18 protein-coding genes are annotated in these 16,585 nt (G+C 50.1%); 16 read left to right on the top strand and 2 right to left on the bottom strand.

Annotated features, from left to right (window positions below; all coding sequences use genetic code 11):
• Positions 1-237 precede the first annotated feature (237 nt).
• The 13 genes from ACX9GV_RS16415 (at position 238) to hemB (ending at position 11,135) form a co-directional block, all read left to right on the top strand.
• The gene (locus ACX9GV_RS16415) at positions 238-765 is read left to right on the top strand and encodes a histidine phosphatase family protein (RefSeq protein ID WP_473196224.1); all 528 of its coding nucleotides are present in this window, start codon (positions 238-240) and stop codon (positions 763-765) included.
• A gap of 8 nt (positions 766-773) precedes the next feature.
• On the top strand, positions 774-1,022 hold the full coding sequence (locus tag ACX9GV_RS16410) for a hypothetical protein (protein ID WP_473196223.1): 249 nt from the start codon (positions 774-776) through the stop codon (positions 1,020-1,022).
• A 362-nt stretch (positions 1,023-1,384) separates the two neighbouring features.
• Positions 1,385-2,209 carry an OprD family outer membrane porin gene (locus tag ACX9GV_RS16405; protein ID WP_473196222.1) on the top strand — a complete coding sequence of 275 codons (825 nt, stop codon included), beginning with the start codon at positions 1,385-1,387 and terminating at the stop codon, positions 2,207-2,209.
• A gap of 29 nt (positions 2,210-2,238) precedes the next feature.
• A complete protein-coding gene (locus ACX9GV_RS16400) occupies positions 2,239-2,577 on the top strand; it encodes a hypothetical protein (protein WP_473196221.1) in 339 nt (112 codons plus the stop codon).
• Between the two features lie 266 nt (positions 2,578-2,843).
• Entirely contained in the window at positions 2,844-4,388 is a 1,545-nt protein-coding gene (gene rmuC, locus ACX9GV_RS16395) for a DNA recombination protein RmuC (RefSeq protein WP_037385065.1), read from the top strand.
• Positions 4,389-4,465: 77 nt separating this feature from the next.
• Positions 4,466-5,221, top strand: coding sequence for a bifunctional demethylmenaquinone methyltransferase/2-methoxy-6-polyprenyl-1,4-benzoquinol methylase UbiE (gene ubiE / locus ACX9GV_RS16390; protein ID WP_023490767.1), 756 nt, complete (start codon positions 4,466-4,468; stop codon positions 5,219-5,221).
• A 13-nt stretch (positions 5,222-5,234) separates the two neighbouring features.
• Positions 5,235-5,843, top strand: a complete 609-nt coding sequence (gene ubiJ / locus ACX9GV_RS16385; RefSeq protein WP_473196220.1) for a ubiquinone biosynthesis protein UbiJ — start codon at positions 5,235-5,237, stop codon at positions 5,841-5,843.
• Positions 5,840-7,471 (top strand): ubiquinone biosynthesis regulatory protein kinase UbiB, encoded by a 1,632-nt coding sequence (gene ubiB / locus ACX9GV_RS16380; protein WP_023490765.1) that lies wholly within the window; start codon positions 5,840-5,842, stop codon positions 7,469-7,471. Before ubiJ ends, ubiB begins: the two co-directional genes overlap by 4 nt.
• Before the next feature lie 230 nt (positions 7,472-7,701).
• A complete protein-coding gene (gene tatA, locus ACX9GV_RS16375) occupies positions 7,702-7,962 on the top strand; it encodes a Sec-independent protein translocase subunit TatA (protein WP_473198053.1) in 261 nt (86 codons plus the stop codon).
• Between the two features lie 3 nt (positions 7,963-7,965).
• Positions 7,966-8,502: a Sec-independent protein translocase protein TatB gene (gene tatB, locus ACX9GV_RS16370; RefSeq protein ID WP_473196219.1), complete on the top strand. Its 537-nt coding sequence runs from the start codon at positions 7,966-7,968 to the stop codon at positions 8,500-8,502.
• A gap of 3 nt (positions 8,503-8,505) precedes the next feature.
• Entirely contained in the window at positions 8,506-9,273 is a 768-nt protein-coding gene (gene tatC, locus ACX9GV_RS16365; RefSeq protein ID WP_473196218.1) for a Sec-independent protein translocase subunit TatC, read from the top strand.
• 42 nt (positions 9,274-9,315) lie between these two features.
• Positions 9,316-10,098, top strand: coding sequence for a 3'-5' ssDNA/RNA exonuclease TatD (tatD, locus tag ACX9GV_RS16360; protein ID WP_473196217.1), 783 nt, complete (start codon positions 9,316-9,318; stop codon positions 10,096-10,098).
• A 14-nt stretch (positions 10,099-10,112) separates the two neighbouring features.
• A complete protein-coding gene (gene hemB / locus ACX9GV_RS16355; protein WP_473196216.1) occupies positions 10,113-11,135 on the top strand; it encodes a porphobilinogen synthase in 1,023 nt (340 codons plus the stop codon).
• Positions 11,136-11,256: 121 nt separating this feature from the next.
• Here the strand turns inward: hemB and rfaH are convergent, their stop codons facing one another.
• Positions 11,257-11,745, bottom strand: coding sequence for a transcription/translation regulatory transformer protein RfaH (gene rfaH, locus ACX9GV_RS16350; protein ID WP_023490759.1), 489 nt, complete (start codon positions 11,743-11,745; stop codon positions 11,257-11,259).
• Between the two features lie 396 nt (positions 11,746-12,141).
• On the opposite strand from rfaH, the gene pepE reads away from it, so the two are divergent.
• From pepE to fre, 3 genes are read left to right on the top strand one after another with little or no spacing between them, the layout of a single operon-like run.
• A complete protein-coding gene (pepE, locus tag ACX9GV_RS16345) occupies positions 12,142-12,867 on the top strand; it encodes a dipeptidase PepE (protein ID WP_473196215.1) in 726 nt (241 codons plus the stop codon).
• 54 nt (positions 12,868-12,921) lie between these two features.
• Positions 12,922-14,442: a 4-hydroxy-3-polyprenylbenzoate decarboxylase gene (gene ubiD, locus ACX9GV_RS16340; RefSeq protein WP_473196214.1), complete on the top strand. Its 1,521-nt coding sequence runs from the start codon at positions 12,922-12,924 to the stop codon at positions 14,440-14,442.
• A 49-nt stretch (positions 14,443-14,491) separates the two neighbouring features.
• Positions 14,492-15,193 carry an NAD(P)H-flavin reductase gene (gene fre / locus ACX9GV_RS16335; RefSeq protein WP_473196213.1) on the top strand — a complete coding sequence of 234 codons (702 nt, stop codon included), beginning with the start codon at positions 14,492-14,494 and terminating at the stop codon, positions 15,191-15,193.
• A gap of 219 nt (positions 15,194-15,412) precedes the next feature.
• On the opposite strand, the gene fadA is transcribed toward fre, so the two are convergent.
• Positions 15,413-16,576: an acetyl-CoA C-acyltransferase FadA gene (gene fadA, locus ACX9GV_RS16330; RefSeq protein WP_473196212.1), complete on the bottom strand. Its 1,164-nt coding sequence runs from the start codon at positions 16,574-16,576 to the stop codon at positions 15,413-15,415.
• Positions 16,577-16,585: the final 9 nt, after the last annotated feature.

Raw genomic sequence — 16,585 nt, 5'->3', positions numbered from 1 at the left:
AAATGCATCTAACGCCCAGATTACTTGAAATATGCAGAGTATAAACAGGCAAAACCCAAACCCGATGGCAGTTAACTGTTATGGGTTTGGGTTTTTTATTGCCCAATAAAAAGGGGTGATCCACCGCTGGTGAATTGTTTTGATGTTATTAATAGATTATCGACATAAATATAATTCTTGTATTTGTATATATGAAACTTATTGTTTTGCGTGATAACTTTCAAAAAGGAATATGAAATGAAATTTAAAACCTGGTTGTTGGCTTCAATGCTTTCTCTCTCTTCTTTCTCGGCATTCCCTGTTTTGGCAACAGAAAATGACAGTATAAATATCTATTTTGCGCGTCATGGTAAAACCATTCTGAATACCTACGATAAAGTACAAGGGTGGTCAGACTCACCGTTGACATCAGACGGTGTTGAAACTGCCCGTTATTTGGGCGCCGGGTTGAAAGGGATCCCTTTTGACAGCTATTACACCAGTGATGCAGGGCGCCAGCGGGAAACGATGCAGGTGATCCTGCAAGAGACGGGTAAGTCAGCGGTTAAGGTCACGGAACTCCCCGGCTTGCGTGAGATGTTCTTCGGTGGTTTTGAGGGCACACCGAATAAATATATGTGGGATTTTGCGGCTAAACGTGCCGGTATGGCCTCCTCTGAGGTTTTGTTTAAACAAATTGCTGAGGGGAAAGTCGATCTTGTCACGATGGTTAATGTCATCAGCCAGAGTGATGAAAAAAAGAAGCAGAGAGTGCATTGCAGGTGAAAACACGTATGAAAGGTGCAATGGATACCATGGTACAGAATGCTTTAAAGAATGGGGATAAAAATATTCTCTCGGTCTCATCAGGGCTATCCATGCTGATGATGCTTTCTGATATGACCGACAGTCCAAACAAAAATAAACCGTTGAAAAATGCTGCAGTAGTAAAAATAACCTATAAGGATGGTAAATATACTGTGGTTGATATTGGTGATATGAGTTATGTCGCTAAAGGGAAAGAGATCATAAATAAAAAATAATTATACTTTCAATGGCTTTATCTGCAGGTTACAGGGGAATAATTTGAATGCTACAGACAATGACTCCGATAGGGGTGGAGTTCATGGTGAACTATTCATGCTCTAAATAATTCAAGCCACTTGAATAATGACGAGTAGAACCCAAAAACGCCAACACCACCGCAGTTTGAATGAAAATGAGAGTCCCCCTCTGAAGGGGGAACGATACTATTTCAGTGGATGAAAAAATGAAGAAATATACTTTATGTTGTTCTATTGCTATATCACTATTATCAAATCATGTGCAGGCAAAAAATGAAAACGCCCTCACATCACCACTTTTTACTTCGCCATTTTTTACTGATAGTCAGGCGCAATTATCATTGAGAAATGAGTTTAGATATCTCAAGGAGGATGCCACCGACCAGAAGAAAGTCCATAGTGCTTGGGGGCAAGGTTTCGCACTGGGTTATCAATCCGGCTATTGGGCCGATATTATCGGTATCAATGTTGATTATTACGGCGCGGTAAAACTGGGGGCTAGCGATTATTTTGATTCCCGAGGGGTGTTATACAACAATGGCTCAGGTAATAACAAAGATAATGCGACGGGCTTTAGCAAATTTGGTCAGCGTTATATCAAGCTGAAAGGAGACGTCGCCGGTGTGGCGCTGAATGCTCAAGGGGGCTGGCAAACGCTACGTAACTATGGCGTTATCACTAACTCGACCCGCTTATCTCCTACCAGCTATCTGGGGTGGTCGGGTGGGATGGAAGGCGGCGGGTTCTCCTTGCGCGGGGCTTATGTGGAACGCACCATGGCGCGTAATTCCCCTGATAGTCTGCGGTTACAAACCAACGAGGGCCGCTATATCAATCATCTCGCCACTGGTGAATTGGGCTATAAGAGTCAACCGTTTAACGGTCAACTGGCTTATGGTGAGTCGCAGAATTATTTGCGCCGCCAGATCCTGAAAGTCGCCTTTAACCCGGTTGAGAAACTTAGCCTGGGTAGTCAGATTTATACCACTCAGGCGCTGGATGATTATAAATCCATGGCACTGAACCGGCGTAATTTCGACAATAATGCCAACCACTATGCCTTTGATGCTAAATGGCAGGAGCCACTTTGGAGTCTTAAGCTGGGTGTTTCTCACACCCGTGCACCTAAAGGTGGGGGGAGCTTGGGTCTTATCCGCGACATATGACCAGGGACTCACGAGGAAACTTTACCTCCATGGCTTATTCTGGTGAAGACTATATGCGAGATGGTGAAACTATGCTGGCAGCCTGGGCTGAGTACCGAATCACCCCGGAGTTGACGGCGGGTTTGACGGGTAACGCCGCTCAGTTCAGCTACCAAGGCGTTGCTGTGCGCACCGGGGAAATCAACGTCTTTGGTCGCTGGGATCCTTCTCATCCCACGCTGAAGAACTTGACGGTGTTTGCGATGGTGGGGCCGGGGTGGTCCTATAAAAATCGCAGTAAAACACCGGTGATATCCGATGGTCAGTATCAGACATCCCACTCACTAGGGGCGCAATTTATCGCCGAGTATCGTTTCAAACTGTTCTAACCCATCTTAATTAGCGCGGTGACTGAGCAGGTTACCGCGCGCTCCTCTAAGCAGGTGTCCGCAACTCATTCAATAACCGTCAATAATACCCTCACTTGCGTGGGGACGAGGATTAATGAAAACTGACTGGACATCCATACAGTCTCCCTTTAACGTGGCGGGTAATTAGTGCGAAGGCGCTATACCTTGGTTTATTTAAGTTATAGCCAGGTGCTTTCGCCGCTTGAATGAATCTGGGTATCACCCGCGATATAAAAGGGGGCAAGTTGGAAATCACGTTGGTTTACGCTATGGGTGGCGTTGTTTTTGGCCTACTGATCGGGGGGGTGATCGCGAGTTGGCGTGGGCAACAGCAGCGAGCGCTGCATGAAACTGATAGGCGATTGTTGGAGCAATCCTTGCAGCAAGCGCAGCTTGAAACGACCTCTAGCCAAGAGACAGTGCGGCGCTATGAACAGCAATTACGGCAAAATGATCTGGAACTGCGTGCACTACATAGCCAATTGGCCGCCGGGCAGGAAAGGTTACAGCACCTCAATCACTGGCGTAATCAATGTGAACAATTAGATCAGGCGTTGCGCGCCCAACGTGAAATCAATAGTACACAAGAGGCGAAACTGCGTGAAGCGACGGTTCGTTGGGAAGAGACGCGTATTGCTGCAGAAGAGAAACAGCGGTTATTAATCAGCAGTGAACAGCGGTTGACGACGCAATTTGAAAACCTGGCCAATCGTATCTTTGAAAGCAGTGGTCGTAAGGTCGATGAACAAAACCGGCAAAGTCTGGATCGTCTGCTGTTACCGTTACGCGAACAGTTGGATGGTTTTCGCCGCCAGGTACAAGATAGTTTCGGCCAGGAAGCTCGCGAGCGTCATACATTGACCCATGAAATACGTAATCTACAGCAATTGAATGCGCAGATGGCGCGTGAAGCGATCAACCTGACCAAGGCACTGAAGGGGGATAACAAAATTCAGGGCAACTGGGGGGAGGTGGTTTTGGGCCGGGTGCTGGAAGCCTCCGGATTGCGTGAAGGGCATGAGTATCAAACCCAGGTCAATGTGCGCTTGGATCACCAAAGCCGTCTGCAGCCCGACGTCATTGTGCGTTTGCCGCAAGGTAAAGATGTGGTGATTGATGCCAAGATGTCACTGGTGGCTTATGAGCGGTACTTCAATAGCGATGATGATAGCGAACGGGAAGTTGCATTGAGCGAACATATTGCTTCTCTGCGCGGGCATATTCGTCAATTGGGGCACAAGGACTACCAGCAACTACCTGGCTTGCGCTCACTGGATTATGTGCTGATGTTTATCCCATTGGAACCCGCATTCCTGTTGGCTATTGATCGTGAACCGGAATTGATTAGCGAAGCCTTGAAGCACAATATTATGTTGGTTAGCCCAACCACGTTGCTGGTGGCATTGCGAACCATTACCAACCTGTGGCGTTATGAACACCAAAGCCAGAATGCCCAGCGTATCGCCGATCGCGCAGCTCGGTTGTATGACAAGATGCGTCTGTTTGTTGATGATATGTCGGCGCTGGGGCAAAGCCTGGATAAAGCGCAAAGTAGTTATCATCAGGCGATGAATAAACTGAGTTCGGGGCGTGGTAATCTTATCGGCCAGATAGAGAGCTTCCGAGCTCTGGGGGTGGAGGTCAAACGACCCATTAACCCGCAATTGGCCCAACGGGCCCATGCCCAGCATGAGGATCCTCCCGCCGAGTCAGAAGAGAATATGGCTGAATTATCGGTGGCTAAAGAGGGTGAACACCGGGCAGAACAACCTGGCTCATCGGCAGGGTGATGCGGTGAGAAAGTGGGGTATTGCGTGGCTTTCTGGTACACTCTCGACACTAAATTGACGTAATAGCAGGCAAGACAATGGTAGATCAAACGCAGGAAACCACCGACTTTGGCTTTCATACTGTCGCCAGAGCTGAAAAACAGGCCATGGTGGCCAAGGTTTTTCATTCGGTAGCAGCAAAGTATGATGTGATGAACGACTTAATGTCGTTCGGTATCCACCGTGTCTGGAAGCGTTTTACCATTGATTGTAGCGGCGTACGCCGTGGTCAGCGGGTGTTGGATCTGGCCGGGGGCACCGGTGATCTGGCCGCTAAGTTTTCCCGCATGGTGGGGGAACAGGGGCAGGTGATTCTGGCTGATATCAACGACTCGATGCTTAAGATGGGGCGCGAAAAACTACGTGACCAGGGTATCGTCGGTAATATCAGCTATGTACAGGCCAATGCGGAAGCACTCCCTTTCCCCGATAATTATTTCGACTGTATTACCATCTCTTTTGGCTTGCGTAATGTCACTGATAAAGACAAGGCGTTGCGTTCCATGTTTCGCGTACTCAAGCCGGGTGGCCGCTTGTTGGTATTGGAGTTCTCCAAGCCGCTGTTGGAACCCTTGAGTAAAGTCTACGATGCCTATTCATTCCATATCCTGCCGAAAATTGGTGAGCTGGTGGTGAAAGATCCAGAGAGTTACCGTTATTTGGCGGAGTCGATTCGTATGCATCCGGATCAGGAAACGTTAAAGGGAATGATGAGCGACGCCGGTTTCGACAACGTGACCTATTTCAACTTGACCGGTGGGATTGTTGCGTTACATCGGGGATACAAGTTCTGATATGGAAATGCCGATGTTGCTCACCCCGCTACTGACCGGACTATTGGAAACGTCGCTCAATAGTTTGTTGTTTCGCGACCGCAGCATGAAAGCGGCTCGCCAGCGGCTGGTGGGTAAAGTATTACGTATTGAGTTACAGCAACTCTCTTCACCCTTGGTGCTGGTATTTAGCGAGCAGTGTGTGGATGTATTGGGCGAATCGGAAGAGGTTGCTGACTGTACGCTGAAAACCAGCATACCGGTGTTGATGAAACTGCGTGATCGCCAACAACTTTCCCCGCTGATACGCAGTGGTGAACTGATTGTCGACGGTGACATTCAGGTGGTGCAGCAACTGGTGGGGTTGCTCGATCTGGCTGAATGGGACCCAGCGGAGTGGCTGGCACCCTATGTGGGGGACATTGCGGCAGAGAGCCTTGGCCAAGCGGTGAGTAAAGTGGCCGGTTTACTCAAATCAGGCTGGTATAACCAGCAAGCCTATGTGGCACAAACCCTGACGGAAGAGTGGCGCATCGCCCCAGGAGCACTTGAGGTGGTGTGGTTTAATGAAGAGGTTGATACGGTGGCCCGCCATGTGGATGCACTGATTGCTCGTATAGATAAGTTGGAGGGTAAGCGATGACGCCTGGCGAAATCTGCCGCCTTTACCTGATCGTCAGCGTTTTTCTTAGCTACGGTCTGGATGAGTTGATCCCCAAAATACGTTTAACACTGCCGTTGCGTATAGGGCGCCGCCTGCTGTTCTGGATGCCAAACCGCCATAAAGATAAAACGTTGGGTGAACGCTTGCGTTTGGCTTTACAAGAGCTGGGCCCGGTGTGGATCAAGTTTGGTCAGATGATGTCGACGCGTCGTGATCTGTTCCCACCCCATATTGCTGATCAACTGACCCTATTGCAGGATCGCGTCGCGCCTTTTGATGGCAATTTGGCGCGACAATATATCGAACAGGCGATGGGCGGCCCCCTGGAAACCTGGTTTGATGATTTTGACCAACAAGCGTTGGCCTCTGCTTCCATTGCGCAAGTGCACACCGCGCGCTTGAAAAGTACCGGGAAAGAGGTGGTGTTGAAAGTGATCCGTCCTGATATCAGGCCGATTATCAACGCCGATGTGCGCCTGATGTATCGACTGGCGGATTGGGTGCCGATACTGCTGTCCGATGGTCGCCGCCTGCGCCCACGTGAGGTGGTACGCGAATATGAAAAGACCTTGCTGGACGAATTGAACCTGATGCGCGAAGCGGCAAACGCCATTCAACTACGCCGTAATTTTGATGGTAGCCCGATGCTGTATATCCCCGAAGTCTACGCGGATTACTGCCGTGAAAGCGTCTTGGTGATGGAGAGGATTTACGGTATTCCAGTGTCAGATATTGCGGCCCTTGAACAGCAGAACACCAATATGAAACTGCTGGCAGAACGTGGGGTGCAGGTATTCTTTACTCAAGTATTTCGCGACAGTTTCTTCCATGCCGATATGCATCCGGGCAATATTTTTGTCAGCCATGAACATCCGGAAGATCCTCTCTACATTGGTATCGACTTTGGCATTGTCGGTTCCTTGAACAAGGAGGATAAACGTTATTTGGCAGAGAACTTTATCGCCTTCTTTAACCGTGATTATCGCAAGGTTGCCGAGTTGCATGTTGATTCCGGTTGGGTGCCCCATGAGACCAATGTGGAAGATTTTGAGTTTGCTATCCGTACGGTCTGCGAGCCGATTTTTGAAAAGCCTTTGTCGGAGATCTCATTCGGTAATGTGCTGCTGAATTTATTCAATACCGCGCGCCGCTTCAATATGGAAGTGCAACCGCAACTGGTGTTGTTACAAAAGACCCTGTTGTATGTTGAGGGCCTGGGTCGCCAGCTTTATCCTCAGTTGGACCTGTGGACCACCGCCAAGCCATTTCTGGAAAGTTGGATGCGGGACCAGGTCGGTATTCCAGCCATACTGCGGGCGTTGAAAGAAAAGGCGCCATTCTGGGCTGAGAAACTGCCGGAGCTACCCGAATTGTTCTATGATGGGCTACAGCAACATAAACGGTTACAACAAAGTGTTGAGCAGCTTGCAGGCCAGTTGCAGGCTCATCGGGTTCGCCAAGGTCAATCACGTTATTTATTTGGTGTTGGCGCTACACTGCTAATCAGTGGTACGATTTTATTGTTGGGGGGCGTTGAGGTCTTTCCGCCCTGGCTGATGGCTTCGGGTGTTGTCGCCTGGGTTATCGGTTGGAAACGAACCCGATAACCTAACGAAAATAGCTTTACGCTCTCAGTAATGAGTGTTGCAGCCAACACCGCTGCAGTTTGAATGGCGACGGGTATATACCCTAAGTTCATTCAAGTTGCAGGTAGGCGGCAAACGAGAGAGTCCCGATGAGCTTACATGGGTAAGTGATTCGGGTGAACGAGAACAGCCAACACCGCTGCGGTTTGAATGGCGACGGGTATAACTCTTTTTATATTGAGGTAATGACGATGGGTGGTATTAGTATTTGGCAATTGTTGATCATCGCGGTGATCGTGGTGCTGTTGTTTGGTACCAATAAACTCCGGACTCTCGGTTCCGACCTCGGCGCATCAATCAAAGGCTTTAAAAAAGCGATTGGTGACGATACAACACCGCCTGCCAATACAACTGAAAAAGACAGCCATGATGCTGACTTTACGGCCAAGCCGATCACTGATAAGCAGCCGGAAGTGAAAGCTGAAGAGTCGAAGAATAAAGAGCAGGTATAAACCGTGTTTGACATTGGGTTTAGTGAACTGCTGCTGGTACTGATCATTGGTCTGGTGGTATTGGGTCCTGAACGCTTGCCTGTGGCGGTTAAAACCGTTGCGGGTTGGATCCGTGCGTTACGCTCTCTGGCCGCCTCAGTGCAGAATGAGCTTTCGCAAGAATTGAAACTGCAGGAGTTGCAGGACAGTCTCAAGAAAGTAGAGAAGGCAGGCTTGCAGAATTTGACGCCGGAACTTAAAGCGTCGATGGAAGAATTGAAAGAGGCGGCAGAATCGCTTCAACGCTCTTACCACACTGATAACAATGAAGCACCGCATACCATTCATAACCCGCAGGCAGTCGATCCTGAGGCCATCCATGATGGTGTGAATTTAGCCGAAGAGGTCAAGGCCTCTTCGACAGCAACACCGGTGGAGGGAGTGACGTCAACAGAGACAGCCCCCTCAGCCGTTCCGTCGGAAGGCCCTGCAATGCAGGCCATTCAGCAGCCGGTGGCTGATACCCCCCCTGCCTCTCAACAACCTCGTGGCGAACGTTAAAACATGACCGTTGAAGATACTCAACCGTTGATCAGTCATTTGATCGAACTGCGTAAGCGATTGTTGAATTCGATCATCAGCGTTCTGGTGGTCTTTCTGGTGTTGGTGTTTTTTGCCAACGACATTTATCAGTTGGTGTCTGCACCCCTGATTAAGCAAATGCCTGCTGGGGCGAGTATGATTGCCACTGATGTGGCGTCACCGTTTTTTACCCCAATCAAGTTGACGATGATGGTTTCGGTTATTTTCGCCGCGCCAATCATTCTGTATCAGGTCTGGGCGTTTATAGCCCCCGCCTTGTATCAGCATGAACGTCGTATGATGATGCCGTTATTGGTATCCAGCAGCTTGTTATTTTATTTGGGAATGGCATTCGCCTATTTTATCGTCTTCCCGCTGGCGTTTGGCTTCTTTGCCAAGACCGCTCCCGCTGGCGTTTTGATTGCCACCGATATCAGTAATTACCTTAGTTTTGTCATGGCGCTGTTTATGGCCTTTGGCATCGCCTTTGAAGTGCCGGTAGCGATTATTCTGCTGTGTTGGAGTGGCGTGACCACACCTGAAGACCTGAGAAAAAAACGGCCGTATGTGCTGGTCGGTGCTTTCGTCGTTGGTATGCTATTGACGCCACCGGATGTGTTTTCGCAAACCTTGCTGGCTATCCCAATGTATCTGCTATTTGAGGTTGGTATGTTCTGTGCCCGCTTTTATGTCGGGAAACGGCGTAATCCCGCAGAAGAAGATGAAGGCGAAGAACCGCCAGCAGCCTGATTTCTGAGCCGCCCTGATGGGCGGTTTTGCTTTGGAAAAATCATGTTTGATATTGGTGTTAATCTTACCAGTTCACAATTTGCCAAAGATGCTCCACAGGTGGTTGAAGATGCCCGCAGTGCGGGGATTACCGGTATGCTGATTACCGGGACCAATGCACCGCAAAGTGCTAAAGCCAGCCTGATGGCGCAGCTATACCCTGGCTATTGTTGGTCTACTGCTGGTGTGCATCCCCATGATGCCAGTACATGGAACCCTGAGGTGGCACGGCAAATTCGCCAACTGGCCGAGCGGCCTGAAGTCGTGGCAATAGGCGAGTGTGGGCTGGATTTTAATCGCAACTTTTCTACCCCGGCGCAACAGGAAGCGGCATTCAGTGCCCAGTTAGCATTGGCGGCCGAGCTCAACTTACCGGTATTCCTGCATTGCCGTGAGGCACACGCACGTTTTGTTGCGTTGCTGGAGCCTTGGTTAGATAAACTGCCTGCCGCAGTGGTGCACTGCTTTACTGGTAGCGCCGAAGAATTGCGCAGCTGTTTGGCGTTGGGTCTGTCGATAGGCATTACGGGGTGGGTCTGTGATGAGCGTCGAGGGCTTGAATTGCGTGCCTTGTTGCCGCTTATTCCCGCTGAATGTTTATTACTGGAAACAGATGCACCTTATTTACTGCCGCGGGATCTAAAGCCTAAACCCGCATCCCGCCGCAACGAACCGGGTTTTTTACCCCATATTGTTCAGCAGGTTGCTGCTTGGCGTGGTGAGGATCCAGCGTGGCTAGGCAAGAAAACGGATGAGAACGCCCGCCGAGTATTCCGGCTGGGCTAAGTGAGGAGAAAAGTATGAGTTATGCATTCCCGGGTGCCTTTCCTGGTCGCCGTATGCGCCGTATGCGCCGTTATGATTTCAGCCGCCGTCTGATGGCAGAAAATCAGTTAACGGTTAATGATCTGATTTACCCGGTATTCGTGATGGAAGGGACCAATCGCCAAGAGGCGGTTGCTTCAATGCCAGGTGTTTCACGCATGACTATCGATCTCTTGCTCAAAGAAGCGGAAGCCTTGGTTAAGCTGGGTGTGCCGGTACTCTCCTTGTTCCCAGTGATTGAACCGAGCCTGAAGTCACTGCAGGCAGAGGAAGCCTATAACCCGCAAGGCTTGGTACAGCGCACAGTGCGGGCACTGAAAGAGGCTGTTCCTGAGTTGGGCATACTGACTGATGTTGCCCTCGATCCCTATACCACTCATGGGCAGGATGGGGTGATCGACGAACATGGCTATGTGATCAACGATATCAGTAAAGACATTCTGGTACGCCAGGCACTCTCGCATGCTGAGGCAGGCGCAGAGATTGTTGCCCCAAGCGATATGATGGATGGCCGCATTGGGGCTATTCGTGACCAACTGGAATTACAAGGTTTGGTGAATACTCAGATTATGGCCTATTCAGCCAAATATGCTTCATGCTATTACGGCCCCTTCCGTGATGCGCTGGGCTCGAGTGGTAACCTCAAGGGCGGTAATAAAAAGACTTATCAGATGGACCCGGCTAACAGTGACGAAGCGCTACAGGAAATTGCTCAGGATCTGCAAGAAGGCGCAGACATGGTGATGGTAAAACCTGGAATGCCTTATCTGGATGTGGTTCATCGGGTAAAGGAGACCTTCGGAGTACCGACCTTTGCCTATCAGGTTTCAGGCGAATACGCGATGCATATGGCCGCGATCCAGAATGGTTGGCTACAGGAGCAACCGGCGATCATGGAGTCGCTGTTGTGCTTCAAGCGGGCAGGGGCCGATGGCGTACTCACTTATTTTGCTAAACGTGTCGCACAATGGTTGCATGACGATGCGATGCGTCGTTAATCGTTAACGTTAAGCAGGCAATATCTCGGCCGTCATTCATCCGCTACCGGGTGGATGGCGCCGGTGAGGTTTTCTTGCTTGAAGGCGTTAGTGTTTTTGAAACGTTATAACTTTTGAAACGTTATAATTTTTGAAATTGCCGGTTATCAATACTCTGGTTAATTTGCTTATTGACCAGATTCAGTAGCAGCATGGAGCGCGCCTCACCATCGGGTTCACTATAAATGGCGTATAGGCCCTCAAACATACCATTGGTAATCACCACTGCGTCGCCTGGCTGTGGTGTCTGCGGGTCAATAAAGTGTTCGCCGCTATATGCCTGTAGTTCCTCGACCACTTGCACGGGTATCTGAACGGGTAAGGCACCAAAACGCACAAAATGGCTTACGCCACGGGTGGCGCTGATGGTGGTGGTGTGAATGATTTCCGGATCGAACTCCACAAACAGATAATTGGGAAATAACGGTTCGCTGACAACAGTACGTTTGCCGCGAATAATTTTCTCCAACTTGATAATCGGGCTAAAGCAGCCAACGAGTTGTCGTACCAGATGTTCCTGCGCCCGTAACAATTGGCCGCGTTTACAATAAAGTAAATACCAAGATTTCATAGTTTCACACGCCTTTCTGCCAACGGCTAAGCATACCAAAATCCACTCGGGATACCTAAATAACCTGAGGGTCGGATGAAAATTCAGATAACTCCTTATTTCACCTGATTTGTAGGTGAAAAAATAAGCGGATTTAAACAGGGATCCCCGCCTTGTAGCATTTCTATTTGATATTATTGTTTTTTTATTTCATGACCGAAGTGCAATATCTACAGTATAGTCGTTGCTTGAATGACGGTGGGGATAGCGAGTTTATGGGGGAGTCAGCGGAAAGTCACATATTTGTTTGCTCAGTTCAGGTATAACACTAGGCTTTAAATTTGTGGTCGTCACCGTATGGCAAGCGTACCCGATGCCCAATGTGACGTTATTCGCGTTCTTGAATCGAGAGGGAATATGGAACTTTTTTTGCTGAGTAATGGCAAGCTTTCCGCTGAAGCGGAGTTGCTCGGTTATGCCAAAAACCAACTGTTAGCAATGATTGCTCGCCGTCATATCACTTCTGCGGTATTTATTCCTTATGCCATGGTCCGTGGTGACCAACATCAGCGTGCTCAAGAGTTGGCCAATACGCTGGGTATCAAAGTGGATAACATTAATCACGCTGAGTCACCGGCAGAGGCGATAGCCCAGGCTGAATGTATTCTGGTTAGTGGGGGAAATACCTGGATACTCAACCAGATGCTGCATGAAAATGGTTTGATTGTGCCAATCCAACGAGCGGTGCGTGAACGCCATGTCCCTTATGTGGGTTGGAGTGCGGGTTGTAACGTGGCGACGCCGAGCATCCGTACCACCAACGATATGCCGGTGCGCAACAGTGTGGTTTTACCGGCGTTGGGGTTGTTCCCGGTACAGATTAACCCACACTATATTGATGCCCATATCAGCGGCCATTTGGGTGAGACGCGAGATGAGCGTCTGGCAGAGTTTTGTGCGATTAACCCCAGTGAGTCGGTGATAGCGCTGCGCGAAGGGAGCCTGTTACAGGTTTGTGGTAACGATTTGCATTATTTCAGTGCCAGAGAGCAGGGTTTCAAAGTCTTCCGTCACGGGGTAGAAACGCAGGAATATGCCGATACCTCGGCCTTGCGATCGTTGGTGCCATTCACCTGCTACTAACATGTTGACTTTTGTTTAACAAAATTGCAGCAGTAACTGAGAAGAGGCCTTATAATGCCTCTCTCACAGGTCATGATAAAGTTCAGCATGAAATACCGAGATTTACGCGACTTCCTCTCATTGCTGGAAAAGAGAGGGGAGCTAAAACGCATTAGCCAGCCGATTGATCCCTATCTGGAAATGACAGAAATTGCTGACCGCACGTTGCGTGCGGGCGGCCCGGCATTGTTGTTTGAAAATCCGAAGGGTTACGACATGCCAGTATTGTGCAATCTATTTGGTACGCCAAAGCGGGTTGCGATGGGGATGGGACAGGAAGACGTCAGCGCACTGCGTGAAGTGGGCCAGTTATTGGCGTTTCTCAAAGAGCCAGAACCACCGAAAGGTTTCCGTGATTTCTACGAGAAAGTGCCCAAATACAAGCAAGTGTTGAATATGCCCACCAAGGTACTGGGTTCTGCCCCGTGCCAGGAGCAGGTTTGGCAGGGTGAAGAAGTTGATCTTGCCCGTATTCCTGTGATGCATTGTTGGCCGGAAGACGTCGCACCTTTGGTCACCTGGGGGCTGACGGTAACGCGAGGGCCGCACAAAGAGCGCCAGAATCTGGGCATCTATCGTCAGCAGGTACTAGGCAAGAATAAGCTGATTATGCGCTGGCTCTCCCACCGTGGTGGTGCACTGGATTATCAGGAGTGGTGCCAAGCGCACCCGGGGGAGCGTTTCCCCGTCGCGGTTGCTCTGGGGGCTGACCCCGCCACGATTCTTGGGGCGGTGACACCGGTGCCAGATAATCTGTCTGAATATGCGTTCGCTGGGTTACTGCGGGGTAACCGGACGGAAGTGGTCAAATGCCTTTCCAATGATCTCGAAGTCCCGGCCAGTGCGGAAATTGTGCTGGAAGGTTATATCGAGCCGGGGGAAATGGCGGCAGAAGGCCCTTATGGTGACCATACTGGTTACTATAACGAAGTCGATCACTTCCCGGTATTGACCGTGACTCATATAACCCAGCGGCGTAATGCTATTTATCATTCAACTTATACCGGCCGCCCACCGGATGAGCCCGCAGTGATGGGTGTCGCCTTGAATGAAGTGTTTGTGCCGATACTGCAAAAACAGTTTCCGGAGATTGTTGATTTTTACCTGCCGCCGGAGGGTTGTTCCTATCGCTTGGCGGTGGTCACCATCAAAAAACAGTACGCCGGGCATGCTAAACGCGTCATGATGGGAGTATGGTCGTTCCTGCGTCAGTTTATGTACACCAAGTTTGTTATTGTATGTGACGATGACGTGAATGCTCGTGATTGGAATGATGTGATTTGGGCGATCACCACGAGGATGGATCCTGCAAGAGATACGGTATTGCTAGAGAATACACCGATCGATTATCTGGATTTTGCCTCGCCGGTTTCCGGCCTGGGGTCGAAAATGGGCCTGGATGCCACCAATAAATGGCCGGGAGAAACTCAGCGTGAGTGGGGCCGTCCGATTCAGATGGATGATAAAGTGCGTGCGCGCATTGATGAAATCTGGGATGAGCTTGCCATATTCAGTGACAACGAACCGACGCTTTAGCATTAGGCTCTGTTCGCTGTCTGGTATTGATGACCCACAGAGGGAACTCATGACAATATTGAACTGCAAAGTGACCTCCGTCGAGGCCATTACTGATACCGTGTACCGGGTACGTTTAGTACCAGAAACCCCGTTTTCGTTCAAAGCCGGGCAATACTTGATGGTTGTGATGGACGAGCGTGACAAACGTCCGTTCTCTGTGGCCTCTACTCCGCAGCAACAAGAGTATATTGAGCTGCACATTGGTGCTTCAGAGCTTAATTTGTATGCGATGGCGGTCATGGACCGGGTGCTGAAAGAGCAAGCGATTACGGTTGATATGCCCCATGGTGATGCCTGGTTGCGTGAAGAGAGTCAACGCCCGTTGGTGCTGATTGCTGGTGGCACTGGATTCTCTTATGTGCGCTCCATTCTACTGACCGCCCTTGAACAGCAACCTGACCGTGATATCTCCATTTATTGGGGAGGGCGTGAGCTGAAGCATCTTTATGATCTGAGTGAGTTGGAAGCGCTCTCACAACAGTACCCGAACCTAAAGGTGATTCCGGTGGTCGAGCAGTCAGATGCTGGCTGGCATGGTCGCAGTGGTACCGTATTAAGTGCTGTCATGCAGGATTTCGGTTCATTGGCGGAGCATGACATCTATATCGCAGGTCGTTTTGAGATGGCGAAAATCGCCCGTGAGCTTTTTTGCGCTGAACGTGGTGCATTGGAAGCGCATATGTATGGTGATGCTTTTTCGTTTATCTAATATACCCGGCACCATTCAAACTGCAGGGTTGTTGGCTGCTTTCACTCACCCCAGTCACTTACTTGAGTAAGCTCCTGGGGACTCACTCAGTTGCCGCCTACCTGCAACTTGAATGAACTTGGGTATATACCCGGTGCCATTCAAACGGCAGGCTGAAAAATCCCCGCTGACTAGCGGGGAACGTAAGCAAACCGTCAAGATGCCCGCTTGGGGCTCCTCTCAGATGCGTTCAAATATCGTGGTAATGCCCTGACCTAGACCAATACACATCGTGGCCAGCCCGAACTGTGCATCACATCGTTCCATATTGTTCAGCAAGGTGGTCGAGATGCGAGCCCCAGAACAGCCTAATGGATGGCCAAGTGCAATGGCACCGCCGTTCAGGTTGACCTTGTCGTCTAGGCATTCCAGCAGCCCAAGATCTTTAATACAGGGCAGTGACTGGGCAGCAAAAGCTTCATTCAATTCAAACAGATCAATATCCTGAACATTCAGCCCCGCGCGTTTTAATGCCAGCTTACTGGCGGGGACCGGGCCATAACCCATCATTGACGGATCGCAGCCAACGACCGCCATTGAGCGGATGCGCGCACGGGCTTTCAAACCGAGCATTTTAGCGCGCGACTCACTCATGATAAGCATGGCTGACGCCCCATCAGACAGGGCTGAAGAGCTCCCCGCCGTTACCGTACCGTTTACTGGATCGAACACAGTGGGGAGCGCGGCTAGATTGGCAACCGTGGTTTCCGGGCGGATAACTTCATCATAGTCATAAGCTATCATGACACCGCTAGCATCGTGGCCGAGGGTGGGCACAATTTCATGTTTAAAATAGCCTGATTGCGTTGCGGCATAAGCCCGTTGGTGGGAGCGAGCGGCAAATTGATCCTGCATCTCTCGGCTGATGTGGTGCATTTTGGCCAATAGTTCTGCGGTTAGGCCCATCATTCCGGCGGCTTTCGCTACGCTGCGGCTTAAATTTGGGTTGAAATCCACACCATGGTTCATGGGGACATGGCCCATATGCTCTACACCGCCAATCAGACTGATATGCGCGTCACCGACCATGATCATGCGAGCCGCGTCATGTAAAGCTTGCATGGAGGAACCGCATAAACGGTTCACCGTCACAGCCGGGACACTATGCGGGATCTCCGCTAACAGCGAGGCGTTACGGGCGATATTAAAGCCCTGCTCCAACGTTTGTTGTACACAGCCCCAGTAAATATCATCAATTTCAGCGGCGTTAACCGCAGGATTACGGCTCAACAGGGCACGCATCAGGTGAGCAGAAAGCGCTTCAGCACGGACCTGACGGAAAGCCCCCCCTTTTGAGCGGCCCATTGGGGTCCGCACTGCATCAATAATGACTACATTTTCCATCGTTATGAC

The organism is Serratia sp. 25CWL12 (assembly GCF_055790885.1).
Note: the sequence above shows the minus strand (reverse complement) of the source record. Positions and strands in the feature narration are given on the sequence as shown.

Excerpts from the sequence above, each read along its gene's own strand:
- ACX9GV_RS16415 (WP_473196224.1), top strand. The coding sequence starts at position 238 with ATGAAATTTAAAACCTGGTTGTTGGCTTCAATGCTTTCTCTCTCTTCT.
- ACX9GV_RS16410 (WP_473196223.1), top strand. The coding sequence starts at position 774 with ATGAAAGGTGCAATGGATACCATGGTACAGAATGCTTTAAAGAATGGG.
- ACX9GV_RS16400 (WP_473196221.1), top strand. The coding sequence starts at position 2,239 with ATGGCTTATTCTGGTGAAGACTATATGCGAGATGGTGAAACTATGCTG.
- ubiE (WP_023490767.1), top strand. The coding sequence starts at position 4,466 with ATGGTAGATCAAACGCAGGAAACCACCGACTTTGGCTTTCATACTGTC.
- ubiJ (WP_473196220.1), top strand. The coding sequence starts at position 5,235 with ATGTTGCTCACCCCGCTACTGACCGGACTATTGGAAACGTCGCTCAAT.
- ubiB (WP_023490765.1), top strand. The coding sequence starts at position 5,840 with ATGACGCCTGGCGAAATCTGCCGCCTTTACCTGATCGTCAGCGTTTTT.
- tatA (WP_473198053.1), top strand. The coding sequence starts at position 7,702 with ATGGGTGGTATTAGTATTTGGCAATTGTTGATCATCGCGGTGATCGTG.
- tatC (WP_473196218.1), top strand. The coding sequence starts at position 8,506 with ATGACCGTTGAAGATACTCAACCGTTGATCAGTCATTTGATCGAACTG.
- tatD (WP_473196217.1), top strand. The coding sequence starts at position 9,316 with ATGTTTGATATTGGTGTTAATCTTACCAGTTCACAATTTGCCAAAGAT.
- hemB (WP_473196216.1), top strand. The coding sequence starts at position 10,113 with ATGAGTTATGCATTCCCGGGTGCCTTTCCTGGTCGCCGTATGCGCCGT.
- rfaH (WP_023490759.1), bottom strand. The coding sequence starts at position 11,745 with ATGAAATCTTGGTATTTACTTTATTGTAAACGCGGCCAATTGTTACGG.
- pepE (WP_473196215.1), top strand. The coding sequence starts at position 12,142 with ATGGAACTTTTTTTGCTGAGTAATGGCAAGCTTTCCGCTGAAGCGGAG.
- ubiD (WP_473196214.1), top strand. The coding sequence starts at position 12,922 with ATGCCTCTCTCACAGGTCATGATAAAGTTCAGCATGAAATACCGAGAT.
- fre (WP_473196213.1), top strand. The coding sequence starts at position 14,492 with ATGACAATATTGAACTGCAAAGTGACCTCCGTCGAGGCCATTACTGAT.
- fadA (WP_473196212.1), bottom strand. The coding sequence starts at position 16,576 with ATGGAAAATGTAGTCATTATTGATGCAGTGCGGACCCCAATGGGCCGC.